The organism is Nonomuraea dietziae (genome assembly GCF_014195505.1).
Classification (GTDB): Bacteria; Actinomycetota; Actinomycetes; order Streptosporangiales; family Streptosporangiaceae; genus Nonomuraea; species Nonomuraea roseola.
Genome location: NZ_JACIBV010000001.1, coordinates 491,088 through 504,443, shown reverse-complemented (window position 1 = coordinate 504,443; position 13,356 = coordinate 491,088). Strand labels below are relative to the sequence as shown.

11 protein-coding genes are annotated in these 13,356 nt (G+C 69.5%); 6 read left to right on the top strand and 5 right to left on the bottom strand.

Going from position 1 to position 13,356, the window contains the following annotated elements:
• The first annotated feature begins 45 nt into the window (after nt 1-45).
• Together FHR33_RS02560 and FHR33_RS02555 are read left to right on the top strand one after the other, a co-directional pair.
• Nucleotides 46-816 carry a TetR/AcrR family transcriptional regulator gene (locus tag FHR33_RS02560; protein ID WP_183642943.1) on the top strand — a complete coding sequence of 257 codons (771 nt, stop codon included), beginning with the start codon at nt 46-48 and terminating at the stop codon, nt 814-816.
• A gap of 320 nt (nt 817-1,136) precedes the next feature.
• Entirely contained in the window at nt 1,137-1,970 is an 834-nt protein-coding gene (locus FHR33_RS02555) for a glycerophosphodiester phosphodiesterase (RefSeq protein WP_183642940.1), read from the top strand.
• 208 nt (nt 1,971-2,178) lie between these two features.
• On the opposite strand, the gene FHR33_RS02550 is transcribed toward FHR33_RS02555, so the two are convergent.
• Nucleotides 2,179-2,883: a ubiquinone/menaquinone biosynthesis methyltransferase gene (locus FHR33_RS02550; protein ID WP_183642936.1), complete on the bottom strand. Its 705-nt coding sequence runs from the start codon at nt 2,881-2,883 to the stop codon at nt 2,179-2,181.
• A 492-nt stretch (nt 2,884-3,375) separates the two neighbouring features.
• Between FHR33_RS02550 and FHR33_RS02545 the strand changes: the two genes are divergently transcribed.
• Nucleotides 3,376-3,972: a TetR/AcrR family transcriptional regulator gene (locus FHR33_RS02545; protein WP_183642933.1), complete on the top strand. Its 597-nt coding sequence runs from the start codon at nt 3,376-3,378 to the stop codon at nt 3,970-3,972.
• A 130-nt stretch (nt 3,973-4,102) separates the two neighbouring features.
• Entirely contained in the window at nt 4,103-4,594 is a 492-nt protein-coding gene (locus tag FHR33_RS02540; RefSeq protein ID WP_183642930.1) for a nitroreductase family deazaflavin-dependent oxidoreductase, read from the top strand.
• A gap of 42 nt (nt 4,595-4,636) precedes the next feature.
• Here FHR33_RS02540 and FHR33_RS02535 read toward each other — a convergent pair whose 3' ends face one another.
• From FHR33_RS02535 to FHR33_RS02525, 3 genes are all read right to left on the bottom strand, one after another.
• Nucleotides 4,637-6,352, bottom strand: a complete 1,716-nt coding sequence (locus FHR33_RS02535; protein WP_183642927.1) for an ABC transporter ATP-binding protein — start codon at nt 6,350-6,352, stop codon at nt 4,637-4,639.
• A complete protein-coding gene (locus FHR33_RS02530; RefSeq protein WP_183642924.1) occupies nt 6,349-8,187 on the bottom strand; it encodes an ABC transporter ATP-binding protein in 1,839 nt (612 codons plus the stop codon). The genes FHR33_RS02535 and FHR33_RS02530 overlap by 4 nt, the downstream gene beginning before the upstream one ends.
• A gap of 103 nt (nt 8,188-8,290) precedes the next feature.
• Nucleotides 8,291-9,733, bottom strand: a complete 1,443-nt coding sequence (locus FHR33_RS02525) for an MFS transporter (protein ID WP_312895330.1) — start codon at nt 9,731-9,733, stop codon at nt 8,291-8,293.
• Between the two features lie 517 nt (nt 9,734-10,250).
• Between FHR33_RS02525 and FHR33_RS02520 the strand changes: the two genes are divergently transcribed.
• Together FHR33_RS02520 and FHR33_RS02515 are read left to right on the top strand one after the other, a co-directional pair.
• The gene (locus FHR33_RS02520; RefSeq protein WP_183642917.1) at nt 10,251-11,231 is read left to right on the top strand and encodes a hypothetical protein; all 981 of its coding nucleotides are present in this window, start codon (nt 10,251-10,253) and stop codon (nt 11,229-11,231) included.
• 105 nt (nt 11,232-11,336) lie between these two features.
• Nucleotides 11,337-12,221 carry an alpha/beta fold hydrolase gene (locus FHR33_RS02515; RefSeq protein WP_312895328.1) on the top strand — a complete coding sequence of 295 codons (885 nt, stop codon included), beginning with the start codon at nt 11,337-11,339 and terminating at the stop codon, nt 12,219-12,221.
• Between the two features lie 109 nt (nt 12,222-12,330).
• Here FHR33_RS02515 and FHR33_RS02510 read toward each other — a convergent pair whose 3' ends face one another.
• Nucleotides 12,331-13,302 carry an MBL fold metallo-hydrolase gene (locus FHR33_RS02510; protein ID WP_221240892.1) on the bottom strand — a complete coding sequence of 324 codons (972 nt, stop codon included), beginning with the start codon at nt 13,300-13,302 and terminating at the stop codon, nt 12,331-12,333.
• Nucleotides 13,303-13,356 lie beyond the last annotated feature (54 nt).

Genomic DNA, 13,356 nt, shown 5'->3' with positions numbered 1-13,356 from the left:
AGACTAAGTCACTGGGTACCATGTACGCAACAAGGAGGTGGGACGGTGACCGACGCCGAATACATGAACATCTGGATGCGGCCCGAGCGCCCGGCCCGCGGGCCGAAGCCCGCCTACAGCCGCGCGCAGATCACCGAGGCGGCGGTCCGGATCGCCGACGCCGAGGGGCTGGAGGCCGCCACCATGCGTCGGATCGCCGCCGAGATCGGCGCCGGCGCGATGTCCCTCTACCGGTACGTCCCCAGCCGCGACGACCTGGTCGATCTCGTGGCCGACCGGCTGATGGCCGAGATCGACCTCGAGGGCATTCCCTCAGGCGACTGGCGCGCGGACCTGACCCGCTACGCCGAAGGCGTCCGGGCGATGTGGCTGCGGCACCCATGGATCGCCACCGTGCACCGGTCACGCACCAGCTTCGGCCCCAACCAGTTGCTCTTGATCGAACGGCTGATGGGAGTGCTTGACGCCTTCGTCTCCATCGACGAGAACCTCAGCCTGATGGCCATCCTGAACGGCTACGTCGAGGGCGCCGCCCGCGAGGAGGTCAGCCGGGCCGAGGAGCTCCGCCGCAGCGGGCTCAGCGAGTCGGAGTGGATGGCGCGCAGCGGCCCGCGCATCCACCAGCTGCTGGAGAGCGGGGAGTACCCGATCTTCCGCAAGATCGTGATGGAGGCGCGCCAGCCGCACCTCAGCCGCGACGACCAGTTCCGATACGGGCTGGAGCGCGTCCTCGACTGCATCGCCGCGGCTCTCCCGTCAACGGCCGAGCCTCCGGTGGCGGCGCATCGAGAAGGGCAGCAGGACCGCGACGACTAGCAGGTCGTTCTGACCGTTGTCCGGGCCACATGCGCCGCTGTGCTCGCAGGCTGCGAAGGGGTTCCCGCAGATCACCCAGCGCGCGGGCCGGCGTGGCGGCCTCGAGACCTCACGCGACGAACCACCCCGTCGACCTCGGTCTCCCCCATGCGTGGCGCACCGATCGAGCGAGCCCGCCCCGCCCGCTCCATGTGTCCGTTGTCTCCCGCGTTGCTTGCTCATCTGCCTGACATCGCCGGGTTACTCTGCCATCGATCGCCAGTCATGAACACCAGGCACGTTCGAAACGCCAGGCCCCCTCCACAGACCCGAGGAGACCCATGTTTCGACGACTCGGCCTCGTCATCTCGACCTTCCTCGCCACCCTCACCGCCCCCGCCCCCCTCATCGCCCCCGCCGCCGCCTCTTCGGTCACGGTCGTCAACGTCGCCCACCGCGGCGCCTCCGGCTACGCGCCGGAGAACACCATCGCCGCCTTCGAACTGGCCGACGAGCAGGATGCCGACATGGTCGAGCTCGACGTCCAGCAGACGAGGGACCACCATCTGGTCCTGATGCACGACACCACCCTGGCCCGCACCACCGACGTCGAGAAGCTCTTCCCGCACCGCGCGCCCTGGCGGGTCGGTGACTTCACGCTCGCCGAGATTCGCAGGCTCGACGCGGGGGCGTGGTCCTCCCCCGAATACCGGGGCGAGGCCGTGCCCACCCTGGGCGAGGCGCTGCAGGCGATGAACGAGAGCGGGCTCGGCCTCCTGCTGGAGATCAAGGCGCCGCGCCTCTACCCCGGCATCGAGTCTCGCGTGGCCGACGAGCTGCGCCGTAACGTCTCCTGGCCGAGCAGGCTGGTGGTGCAGTCGTTCGACTGGGGCTCGATGCGCAGGTTCCACCGCCTCATGCCGCAGGTCCAGACAGGACTGCTCGGCACGCCGTCGACAGGGCAACTCGCCGGGCTGGCGGGGTTCGCCGCGCAGATCAACCCGCCCCACCACGAGCTCACCGCCGACTATGTCCGGCGCGTCCACGATCACGGCATGAAGGTCTTCACCTGGACCGTCGACGACGCCGACATCATGCGCCGCCTGATCTCCTACCAGGTGGACGGCATCATCACCAACAGGCCGGACGTGTTGGACGAGGTCACCGACGCCTGACCGCGGCCGGCCGTACGGCTGGCACGAATCCCCCTTGCGGGCCGGCATGAACCCCCTGGGGGCACGACCGGGCGGCGCCGAGGGATCATCCGGCCACCCGCGCGAAGCAGGCTCCTCCCCCACCCAGCGCACGGTCATCCGCCACACGAGCCTTCCTCGACTGTCGCGAAGTGTCGATGACAATGACCGTGATCCAGAACTGGGAAGACTATTGCTTCTCGGCCGAGATGATCATGTGAGTGCCGAAGAACTTCTTCTTCCACGCTATGGAGGCGAAGCCGACTCGACGAAGGATCGCGACGACCTCTTCTGGGGTCATGAATCCGAGTGTGGACTTCTGCAGATATGCGTATGACTCACGATCGCGGGCGACGACCTGGCCGAGAAGGGGAATCAGAACGCGAACCCCCAGGGTCACCGGGTAACGGAGCAGTCCTTGTGGCGGGCAGGTCTCCAGAATCACGACCCGGCCCCCGCGTTTGAGTACCCGGTACTGCTCTGCGAGCACGCGCTCGACATCATCGACGTTGCGGAGGAGATAACCATGCGTGACGGCGTCGAAGAACTCGTCGCCGAAGGGCAGATCGTTCGCATCCGCGTGCTGCCACCTGATGGCGGAGGCTCCCGGTTTGCTCGCTGCCTCCGTCAGCATCCGATCCGAGAAATCGACGGCATGGATGGTCGAGTTCGGATACTTCTCCAGCGCCGCAAGAGCGATGACGCCGGTTCCGGTGGCGACATCGAGCATGCGTCCACCTGACGGCACTCTCGTCCTCGCCGCGACGTCACGACACCAGACGGCATGTCGCCCCAATGTCATGAGCCGATTCATCAGGTCGTAGTAGTCAGTGATCTTGTTGAACGTTCGCTGGGCCTCTTGCCCCTTGGACGACGGCGGATCAGGCGATGGCATCTGTGCGCACTCCTCAGTCACCCTGCCACCCTGCCGGTGTCACCGCCGGCCCTCCTCCCCCGCAGGAGGGAGGAGAGCCCCTCGCACGGGGGATCACCGGGCTCGCGGTCGCGCCACCGACAGGGGCGATGATCGCTCACGCACGCGGCGGAGGTGGCCGGCATCCCGCGGGCCGAGATGCGGCCGAACAGTGGAGCGTCCAACGCTGTACTCGGCGGCCAGGTCAGCGGGGAGACCTCGCCTTCGGCGTGACGGCGGCGCCATGGCGGCCCTCTTCGCCAGAAAGGCCGGACAGGACGTCAGAGCCAGGTCTTCATGGTGGCGGCCAACGGCTCGGTCGGGCGGCCGAGGAGCCGGGCCAGGTCACCCGGCGTGGTTCCTTGGCGGGACTTTCCGTTCCGATGGTCGTCGACCCTCAGCTTCGTCAGCGGCCGGACGGGCAGGCGGCGGTCGATGCGCTCATGGCACGGGGCGAGGTGCTAACTTGGCCACATGGCCAAGTTAGGCGATCGACCAAGTTCGGTGCGGGGGGATCGGCGTCGCGAGCAACTGGTGGATGCCGCTGTCGCGCTGCTGTGCGAGGGGGGATGGCCGGCCGTCACCACGCGTGGTGTGGCTGAGCGCGCGGACACCAACCCTGGGCTGATCCACTATCACTTCGGCGGACTGCCCGGTCTGCATGCGGCGATCGCCGGACGCGCAGGGGACCTGGTCATCAATCCCCTGGTCACCGAGCTCCTCGCCGCGGTGGACGAGCGGGCGGCGCTGGCGTCGGCACGGCGTCTGCTGCCTGCGGCGACCGGTGACGGGCAGACGACCCGCCTGGCCGTGGAGCTGATCGTGGGGGCGACGCGCGACCCGGCCCTCGGCGAGGTTCTGAAGGATCAGCTGCGCGAGGCCCGCGGACAGATCGCCGACCGTGTCGGCCAACTGCATCCAGACTGGCCGCCCGCACGCCTGACCGGAGTGGCCACCCTGATCGCCGCGCTGATCGACGGGTTGATGCTGCACCACATGCTCGACCGCGACCTGCCTGTCGGGGAGGCGCTGGCCGCGGTCGAGGACCTGCTGGAGGAGGAGCGGGCATGAAATCTCTCGCCCCTGGCTGGTCAGAGCGCGCAACACGTTCGCGCCCGTCCTACGCCGCCGGTTCGGCGCCGGCACCATCCTGACGTCGCAGGACGCCAAGACATCCCCCGACGTCAGAAAGGACTGAACGATGCGGATCGTCAACACGCCAGGCCCGCCGACCGGCCTGCGCCGCATGCTGTGGCGACTGCCCATCCGGCTGTACCGGATGGGGCTGGGCCCGTTGCTGGGCCGCCGGATCATGCTGCTCACCCACATCGGCCGAGTCTCCGGCCAGCCCCGTCAGGCCGTCATCGAGGTCATCGAACACGGCGAACACGGCTATGTGGCGGCCTCCGGCTTCGGGCCGCGCGCCGACTGGTACCGGAACGTCATGAAGACCCCTAACGTCACCGTCCAGATCGGCGGCCGGATCCACCAGGTGACCGCCATCCCCCTTTCTGCCGACGAAGGCGCGACCGTCATGACCCGGTACGCGCCGCGCCACCCGGCCGCCGCCCGCCGGCTGTGCAAGATCATGGGGTTCGCGGTCGACGGCGGCGCGGAGGACTACCGTGAGGTCGGGCGGCGCATTCCGTTCGTGCGGTTCACACCACGCGCCGGCCGTACGACCGTGACCTGATGATCGATCATCACATCACCATGGACCGAGTGACATGCCGGCTCATTCACTCGCCGCCGGGGTCAGGGACATGTTCCAGAACTCGGCGTAGCGGCCACTGCGGCGCAGCAACTCCTCGTGGCTGCCTTCCTCCACGATCCGGCCACCGTCCAGGAAGACGATGTGGTCGGCGCGCTGGACGGTCCGCAGCCGATGCGCCACCATCACCACCGTCCGGCCCGCCATCAGGCGCTCGATGCCCTCGTGGACGGCCGCCTCGTTGACCGGGTCGAGTGCGGAGGTCACCTCGTCCAGCAGCACGATGGGCGCGTTCTTCAACAGCGCCCGCGCGATCGAGACCCGCTGGCGCTCACCACCCGACAGCAGCGCGCCGCCCTCGCCGACGTTCGTCGCCCATCCGCCCGGCAACCGCTCGATCACCTCGTCCAACCGCGCCGCGGTCGCCGCCGCCCGCACGTCGGCTTCGTCGGCGTCGGGACGGCCGAGGCGCACGTTCTCCTCGATCGTGCCGTCGAAGAGATAGACCTCCTGGAAGACGATGGCGATCTGCTCCATCAACACCTCGGTGTTGATCGCGCGAACGTCCACGCCTCCCACGCGCACCGCGCCCGCGTCCACGTCGTAGAACCGCGCGAGCAGCTGGAGCAGGGTGCTCTTGCCCGCGCCCGACGGCCCGACGACGGCCAGCCGCTGTCCCTCGGGCACGGACAGCGACACGTCGTCGAACACCGTGCGGTCGCCGTGCTTGAAGGTGACGGACTCGAACTCCAGGCCATGGCCCACCGGCTGGATCGGCTCGGCGGCTTCCGGCAGCGGCTCGGTACGCAACACCGTGTCGAGTCTCGCCAGCTCGGCACGCGCGTTGCGCACCTTGCCACCGATGTCCGACAGCGACAGCAGCGGATCGGCGCAGCGGGCGGCGAGCACCAGGATCGCCAGCACCTCTGCCGCGCCGATGCTCCCGCCGAGCGCGAGGTAGGCGCCCAGGACCAGCAGCACGGTGAACATCGTCTGCACCACGAGCGTCAGGCCCACAGCGCCGGACAGCGCCGACAGGATGGAACGGCGGGAGGCGCGCTGGACCTCCCGCAGCGAGTCGTCGAGCAACCGGAAGCGTTCGACGGTCCGGCCGCCGGCTCGCAGCACCGGCTGGGCCTGGAGATATTCGATGACTCGCCCGGTGGCCTCCTGGCCGCGTTCGGCGCGCTCCACGTCGGCGGCGGCCATCGAGCGTCCCGTCCAGATCTGGATCGCGGCCACGACCGGAGCGGCGACCAACGCGGCCACCCCCATCTGCCAGTTGAAGGCGAGCATCACGGCGACGATCGTCAGAGGGGTCACGCAGGCGGAGATGAACGGTGCCAGCAGGTGCGCGATCACGCTCATCGCCTGCAGGACGCCCTCACTGGCCAGGACCGAGACCTCCCCGACGCGGCGGGCGCTGTACCAGCCGATGGGCAGCCGGGCCAGGTGGCCGCCGAGCCGCTGATACATCCCACGCAGCAGCGCGATCCCGACGCGAAAGCCGGACAGATCGCTGTAGTAGCGCAGCGCCGCGTAGACCGCGACCACGGCCCCGAACGCGATCAGCGAGGGCCAGGCGTCCCCGGGCGTGCTCCCGAACAGTGCCCGCAGCACGGGAACAAGCAGTGCGTAGGACAGACCCTCGGCTATCGCGGTCGTCGTCATCAGGGCCACGGTGCGACGGATCGGCTGGGCGTACTCGTGTCCGAGCACGCGCAACAGCATTCGAATCATCGGGGCTCGTCTCCTTGCAGGACGCCAGGGTGGGTTTCGGTCTCGTCAGCGATCGCCGATCGGTGAGATTGCCAGAACGCGGTGAACCTTCCGTTCTGTGCCAGCAGCTCCGCGGGCCTGCCTCGCTCGACGATCGACCCGTTCTCCAGCACCACGACGGTGTCGGCGTCGGCGACCGTCTCCAGGCGATGGGCGATGACCAGGATCGTCCGATCGCCGCCCAGCGTCGCCAGCGCCCGGCGTACGGCCTGTTCGGTCTGCGGGTCGGCGAAGGAGGTCGCCTCGTCCAGCACCAGCACGGGCGTGTCGGCGAGCAGTGCGCGAGCGAGCGAGATCCGCTGCGCCTCGCCACCCGACAGCCCGGCCTCCTCACCGATCACCGTTTCGTATCCGCGCGGCAGCTCGAGAATGCGATCATGAATGTTCGCCAGCCGGGCGGCGCGGATCACGTCGTCAAGGTCGGCATGCGGTACCGCCAGCGCGATGTTGTCCGCGACCGACGCGCGCAGCAGGCGGACGTCCTGGAAGACGAAGGAGACCATCCGGTAGAGCTCCTGGCTGCCGATCTGGCGTAGATCGGCACCGCCCAGGACGACCGAACCGTGGGTCGGGTCGAAGAAGCGCGGCAACAGCTGAACCAGCGTGGACTTCCCGCTTCCCGACGGGCCCACGATCGCGGTGACCGTCCCCGGTTCGAGCACCAGGTCGATTCCGCGCAGCACCTCGTGATCGGCTTCGTAACCGAATCGAACGTCACGCAGTTCCACCCTGTGCCCCTGTGGTGCGACCGGGTGCGCGGGCTCCGCCAGCAGCTCCACCCCGAGCACGTCGCGGATCCTGCCGACCGCGCGCCCTGCGGCCTGCAGCTCGTCGAACCCGTGGCCGAGGGCCGCCACCGGAGCGGTCAGGCCCAGTCCGAGCAGCAGGAAGGGCAGCAGGTCGGCCGGGGCCAGACCACCGGAGGTGATCAGAGCCGTTCCGCCGACCAGCACGACCAGCAGCACGAACGGCGGCGACAACGCCACCTGCATCCCGGCGCCGATCCCGGAGATACCATGCACCAGCCGGGAGAAGATGCCGACGAAATCGTCCACGGCCGTCAGGAATCTGCGGTGGGCGCGACCGGATCCGCCGAACGCCTTGACCACCGCGATCCCCTGCACGAACTCGACGACGGAGCTCGCGATCCGTCCCATGGCCCCGTCGAACTCCTTCTGCTCGCGCAGCCGGGTCGGGGTCATCATCAGGGGGATCAGCGCCACGGCCAGCACCACCGGTATCAGCGTGATCAGCGTGAGCCGCCAGTCGATGGTGAACAGGTAGATCAGCGACACCAGCGGCACCACGAAGGCCGAGACGAGCTCGCCGGGGGTGTGGGCGATGAACGGGTGCACGGCGCCCACGTCCTCCCCCACCACCTTGGCCAGCTCGCCGGTTCCGCGCCGGGAGAACCAGCCGATCGGGACGCGTCCCAGCCGCGCGGCCAGTTGCCGGCGGAACGTCAGTTGCACCTGGCCGTCGACAAGATGCCCGATTCCGGACGATGTTGCCGTGAACAGCAGCCGAACGAACAAGCCGACCGCACCCGCGATCACGACGATCCAGACATGACCGTGATCGATGGGGCCGGGCGACAACAGCGTACGACCCAGTTCGACGACCGCCAGCAGCGGCGCCAGACCCGCGACAGCGCCGATCACCTGCAGAATCACAACGGCGGCGAAACTCCAGATATAGGGGCGCAGCAGCCTTGCCATGCTCTGGCCCGTCGCGGAACCGGTGTCCGACCGTGGTGTGGACTGCTCCCTCGCCTCGGCAAGGTGGGTGGCGTTCATCGCTCTCCCGTCTTCGTCTCTCGCCGCGACCTGGCCCGTGGCCGAGCCGATGGTGGATCGGCCACGGGCCACCGGGAGGTCGCGGCATGGGGTGGATTGCTGGTCAGTCCCTGGCGGGGAGCGGATCGCGGTCATCGCTCTGCACAGCCCCTGAGGGTGGACTGGTCCGGGGCAGGACGGTGAGGGCGACGAGGACCGCGGCGACCAGGAGCGCGGCGCTGAGGGTCAGGCCGAGCGCGTATCCGTCGTTGAGGGTCTCGGGTGTGACGGTCGGGCCGGTGCGGTGGTGCGCCACGGTGCCGAGCACGGCGAGCCCGAGCGAGGCGCCGATCTGGCGTGAGCTGTTGAGCAGGCCCGATGCGGTGCCGCTCTCGTGGCGCGCGACGCCGGTGGTGGCGATGGAGACGAGCGGTCCGAGGCAGAGCCCGAAGCCGACGCTCGCGACGATCGAGGGCCCCAGGACGTCGGTGGTGAAGGTGCCGTCCGGGCTGATCAGACCGAACCAGGCGAACCCGGTCCCGGTCAGCAGCCCACCGATGACCAGAAGCGTCCGGGGCGCGAGGCGGTAGCCGAGTTTGATGGCGAGCACCGAGCCGGCGACCACGCCGAGGGCCAACGGCAGGAACATGAGCCCGGTCAGCGCCGGCCCCGTTCCGAGCACTCGTTGGAGGTAGAGGGAGACGAAGTAGAAGGCCGCGGCGAGGGCCGCGCCGACCAGGAGGTTGTAGGCGTTCGCACCGACGACCGACCGGTTGGCGAACAGGCCGAGCCGGATCAGCGGCTCGCGGGTGGTGGTCCGCTCGACGTGGACGAAGGCGACCAGCAGCGCGGCGGCGACCGCCAGGGTCGTCACGGTGACCGGCGAAGTCCACGGATACTGGTCGGTGCGGACGACGCCGAACACCAGCAGCGTCATGCCCGCCGTGGCCAGGACGGCACCGAGGACATCAGGGCGGCTGCTGCGAGCCGGGGGCGGGCCGGCGGTGACACCTCTCCAGGCCAGGGCCAGCGCGCAGGCGGCCATGGGCACGTTCACGAACATCACCCAGCGCCAGCCGGCGTACTCGGTGAGCAGGCCGCCGATCAGGACGCCGAGGGCTCCCCCTGCGGCGTTGGTCGCGCTCCATATCCCGAAGGCCCGGACGCGGGCCCTGCCCGTGGGGAACGTCGTGGTCAGCAGCGCCAGCGCGGCAGGCGCCAGTGCGGCGGCCCCGATGCCCTGTACGGCTCGGGCGGCGACCAGATGGCCGGGTTCCTGGGCGAAGCCGCCGACGAGTGAGGCGAGGCCGAACAGGCCGAGCCCGAACAGCAGGACCCGCTTGCGACCGTAACGGTCGGCGGCCTTGCCGCCCAGGAGAAGCAGCCCGCCGAAGGTGAGCGCGTAGGCGTGGATCACCCAGGTCAGGCCCACCGCGCCGAAGCCGAGGCCGGCGGCGATCTGCGGGAGTCCGACGTTCACGACCGACAGGTCCAGCGACACCATGAACTGCACGACGGCCACCGCGGCGAGGGTGAGCCCCGGCCGGGCACCCGGCTCGCTGACCACGCTTCCGCCTGCTGATGGAGTCCTCTGAGAGGGGGGAATGCTTGACATGCGCGTTTCCGTCACCGCACAGCGCTTGCCGATGGAAGGCCGACAGCGCGTCGTCGAGGGCATCCCGATGGCCGACGACGCCGGCCCGTGGATGTGCTGACCGAGGTTCCCATGACCGCAATCGTCGTCCAGCCACCGCTCAGGGGCGTCCTACGGGCGGAGTCATTTGCCGCTACCACCTCAGGATCAACGACCGGCCGGACTACGACGTGGGAAGTACGTCGGCTTCCTGAGGTGGTGGCACCCGTTCGATCGCGGTCGCAGACGCTCAGGCCCCGCGCTCGGATGGAGTCATTCATCCCCGGACACGCTGAGCGATGGCTCGTACACTCTCAGAGAGGACGGGGTCAGGTGGGCGGGGCCGCCCGGCGCAGGAGAGGACGAGGTCTGAGGGGCGATGAGCGCGGACCCGGAAGGTCGCGGAGATCTCCGCGCCGACGCGAAGACACGTGGACCCGCGGCGGAGGCGGTGAGCTGCCACGAGGACCTGGTGAAGCTGCTGGCCGAGCAGTTCGCGCTGGCCGATGTGTCGCTGCGGGAGCTGCAGGCGCGGGCGGACAAGGCGGGCGGTACCCGGCTGCCGCGGGCTACCTGTGCGGACATGCTGGCCGGTCGGCGCTTCCCCAAGAGGGCGGTGATGATGGCGTTCCTGCAGGCGTGCCACGTGGCCGAGGATCAGCTCCCCGCGTGGGAACGGGCCTGGGAGCGGGTGCGCGTCACCCGGCTACCCGCTGGGGCGGGCGAGACCGACAGGAGCGAGTCCCCTCGCGACACGCCGCCCGCCGTCCAGGCGTCCGGGGCGGATGAGACGGGGGCGCGCGACCCCGGCCCAGGCCGGCGCAAAGCGGCCGGGCCGGCGGCGGTGGCGGCGGCCGCGCTGGCGACTGCGGTGATCCTGGGCGTCCTCATCGGTCAGAGGGCGGCACCGCGACACGGCGCGTCGCAGGAGCCGCCTCACCGCACCGTGGTCGGCTCCATCGTCACTGACGATGGCCGTGCGTTCGGACCCGGCGGCTCGAGCAGGTTCACCGTGGTCGTCGATCCCGCCAACACCGGCGTACGGCTGATCCGCCGCCTGGATGCGGGAGTCCCCCTGCAACAGGCCACCATCACCGTGAACGGGGCCCCGGCGGGAAGGTGGCGGCCGCTGCTCGGTGACAGCGACTACAAGTGGAGGAACCAGATCTTCGACATCCCGCCGGCCCTGACCGCAGGTCGGCGCTCGCTCACCATCGTCAACACGTTCGTGTCCTCCGATGGCTTCAACGAGTTCCTCTACGTCATCGAGCAGAAGATCAACGGGAGCTGGTCGACCGCCGACAGGGTCGACATCGGTCCCGACCACACCGCCAGCGAAGCCGCGCACGACTACCGCATCGTCGGGGAGGGCTGGCGCGGTACCCAGACGTTCGCCTATCCGCCGCTGAAGGAGGACTGGACAGTCCAGTGAGCAGGGGGCCCGCGGTCATGAGAACGGTGGGGGGTGCGCCGCCCCTCCGTGAGCCGGTCGTCCGGTGACAGGGATTCGTCGGACCCGTGTGGAAGAGTGATCGGTGTGTTGGCAGGGTTCGAGGACTTCGATGAGTTCGACATCGCCACCTCCGATACGACCATCCATGGACGCCGCGGCGGGGCGGGGCCGCCTGTCCTTCTGCTGCACGGCGTCCCCGAGACGCACCTCATGTGGCACCGGGTGGCGCCGCGGCTGGCCGAGCGCTTCACCGTGGTCGCCACCGACCTGCGTGGCTTCGGCGCCAGCGGCACGCCGCCGAGCACGCCCGACCACGCCCCGTACAGCATGCGCGCGATCGCCCGTGACCAGGTCGAGGTCATGCGCGCGCTGGGGTACGAACGCTTCGCCGTGGTCGGTCACGATCGGGGCGCGCGCTGCGCGTACCGGATGGCGCTCGACCATCGCGAGGCCGTCGCCCGGCTGGCCGTGCTCGACGTCGTGCCCACCGGCGAGGCCTTCGGCCGTGCGGACACGGACTTCGCCCTCGGCTACTGGGTGTGGTCCTTCCTGGCGGCGCCGGAGCCGGTGCCCGAGCGGTTGGTCGCGGCAGCGCCCTCCGTCCTCGTGGACCATATGCTCGACTCCTGGTCGCGGGTGCCGGACGCCTTCCCGCCCGAGGTGCGGGCCGCCTACACCGCGCAGTTCGCCGATCCCGCCACCGTGCACGCCATCTGCGAGGAGTACCGCGCCGCCGCGACGCTCGACCGCGAGCATGACGAGACCGACCGTGGCATGCGGCGGCGCATCGGCTGCCCGACGCTCGCGCTGTGGAGCGCGGCAGGACCGGTCGCCGAGTGGTACGAGCCGCTCGACATCTGGCAGGCCTGGGCCGACGACGTGCGCGGCGGCCCCATCGACTCCGGCCACTTCCTGCCCGAGGAGGCGCCCGACGAGACGGCCCGGCACCTCCTCGACTTCCTCGCCTGAACCGGTTCCGGCACAGGCGCCTTCGCGCATCCGGCCCGGTGCCCCGCCTTCGACGAGGCCGTCCCCACGAGATGACCGGCGAACCCCATCCGTTCACCGCCATCGCGGGTCAGGAACTGCGGTGCTGGTGCTGCTCAGGCAGGTGGCCGTCCGGGTGAACCCACAGGAGGACGTTGTCCGGCCGCGAGGGGTCCGCCTGCTCCCACTGCTGCCGGAAGAAGGTAAGAACCTGCCGGTCGGAGTAGCGCAGGCTGAAGTGGATCAGGACGAACAGCGTCCGAGGGTGGGCCTCGACCCAGGGACGCAGCTGGCTCCAGACCGTGTGCCCGACCCGGTTCGCGCGCTCCAGTTCGGTGTCCTCGAGGAAGGTGCACTCGGTGATGATGACCGGGTAGTCGAACAGCCAGGGGTTGCGTTCGAAGACGCTCACATGCGTGTCACCCAGGAAGGCGAAGAGCGGTCGCCGGATCGCGACGTCGACGTCGATCCCCTCCTGGCGTTTGCGCGCCATGACGCGCCCGAACTCGCCACCCCTGCCCTGCTGTACCAGGGACTGCCGCAGCTGTTCGAACTCCGGTCGCAGCGTCTTGCTCCGCTGCGAGAAGGCGTACCCCACGCAGGGCACCTTGTGCTCGCATTCCACCACCCGCACATGGTGTCCCTGGCGTCCGAAGCTGAACTCGTCGTCCCGCTCCACGCCGTGCAGGCGGTGATTCGCCGCCAGGGCTGGATCGAAGCCTGCTCCGTGGTTGAGTTCCGCGGATGCGCGGATGTAGGACTCCACGTACGGCACCGCCGCGGCGGGCAGGTAGATGTCGGTGCCGGAGGGATTGGCGGCCAGATAGTCGAGATCCTTGGAGTGGTCGTGGTGGGTATGGGTCAGGAAGACCGTGTCCACCCGCCGTCCTTCACACAGGCCCGCGTCGAGGCTGCACCGCAGTTCGGGGATGTGGAAGAACGTCTTGTCGTTCGCGCGGGAGTAGCCGGTGAGTGTCAGTTCGGTGCCGGGTATCCGCCAGGTCTTCCACTGCCGGAAGGGGTGTCCCTGCTCCAGGCGGGCGGGGTGGTCAGCTTGGGTCATATCGGTATGGGTCATTTCTCGGTCGTCCCCGTACATTCGTTCAGGCGGCGCCGG

What these genes read in the sequence shown, in the direction of transcription:
- FHR33_RS02555 (WP_183642940.1), top strand. Translation starts at nt 1,137, where the DNA reads ATGTTTCGACGACTCGGCCTCGTCATCTCGACCTTCCTCGCCACCCTC.
- FHR33_RS02550 (WP_183642936.1), bottom strand. Translation starts at nt 2,883, where the DNA reads ATGCCATCGCCTGATCCGCCGTCGTCCAAGGGGCAAGAGGCCCAGCGA.
- FHR33_RS02545 (WP_183642933.1), top strand. Translation starts at nt 3,376, where the DNA reads ATGGCCAAGTTAGGCGATCGACCAAGTTCGGTGCGGGGGGATCGGCGT.
- FHR33_RS02540 (WP_183642930.1), top strand. Translation starts at nt 4,103, where the DNA reads ATGCGGATCGTCAACACGCCAGGCCCGCCGACCGGCCTGCGCCGCATG.
- FHR33_RS02535 (WP_183642927.1), bottom strand. Translation starts at nt 6,352, where the DNA reads ATGATTCGAATGCTGTTGCGCGTGCTCGGACACGAGTACGCCCAGCCG.
- FHR33_RS02530 (WP_183642924.1), bottom strand. Translation starts at nt 8,187, where the DNA reads ATGAACGCCACCCACCTTGCCGAGGCGAGGGAGCAGTCCACACCACGG.
- FHR33_RS02510 (WP_221240892.1), bottom strand. Translation starts at nt 13,302, where the DNA reads ATGACCCAAGCTGACCACCCCGCCCGCCTGGAGCAGGGACACCCCTTC.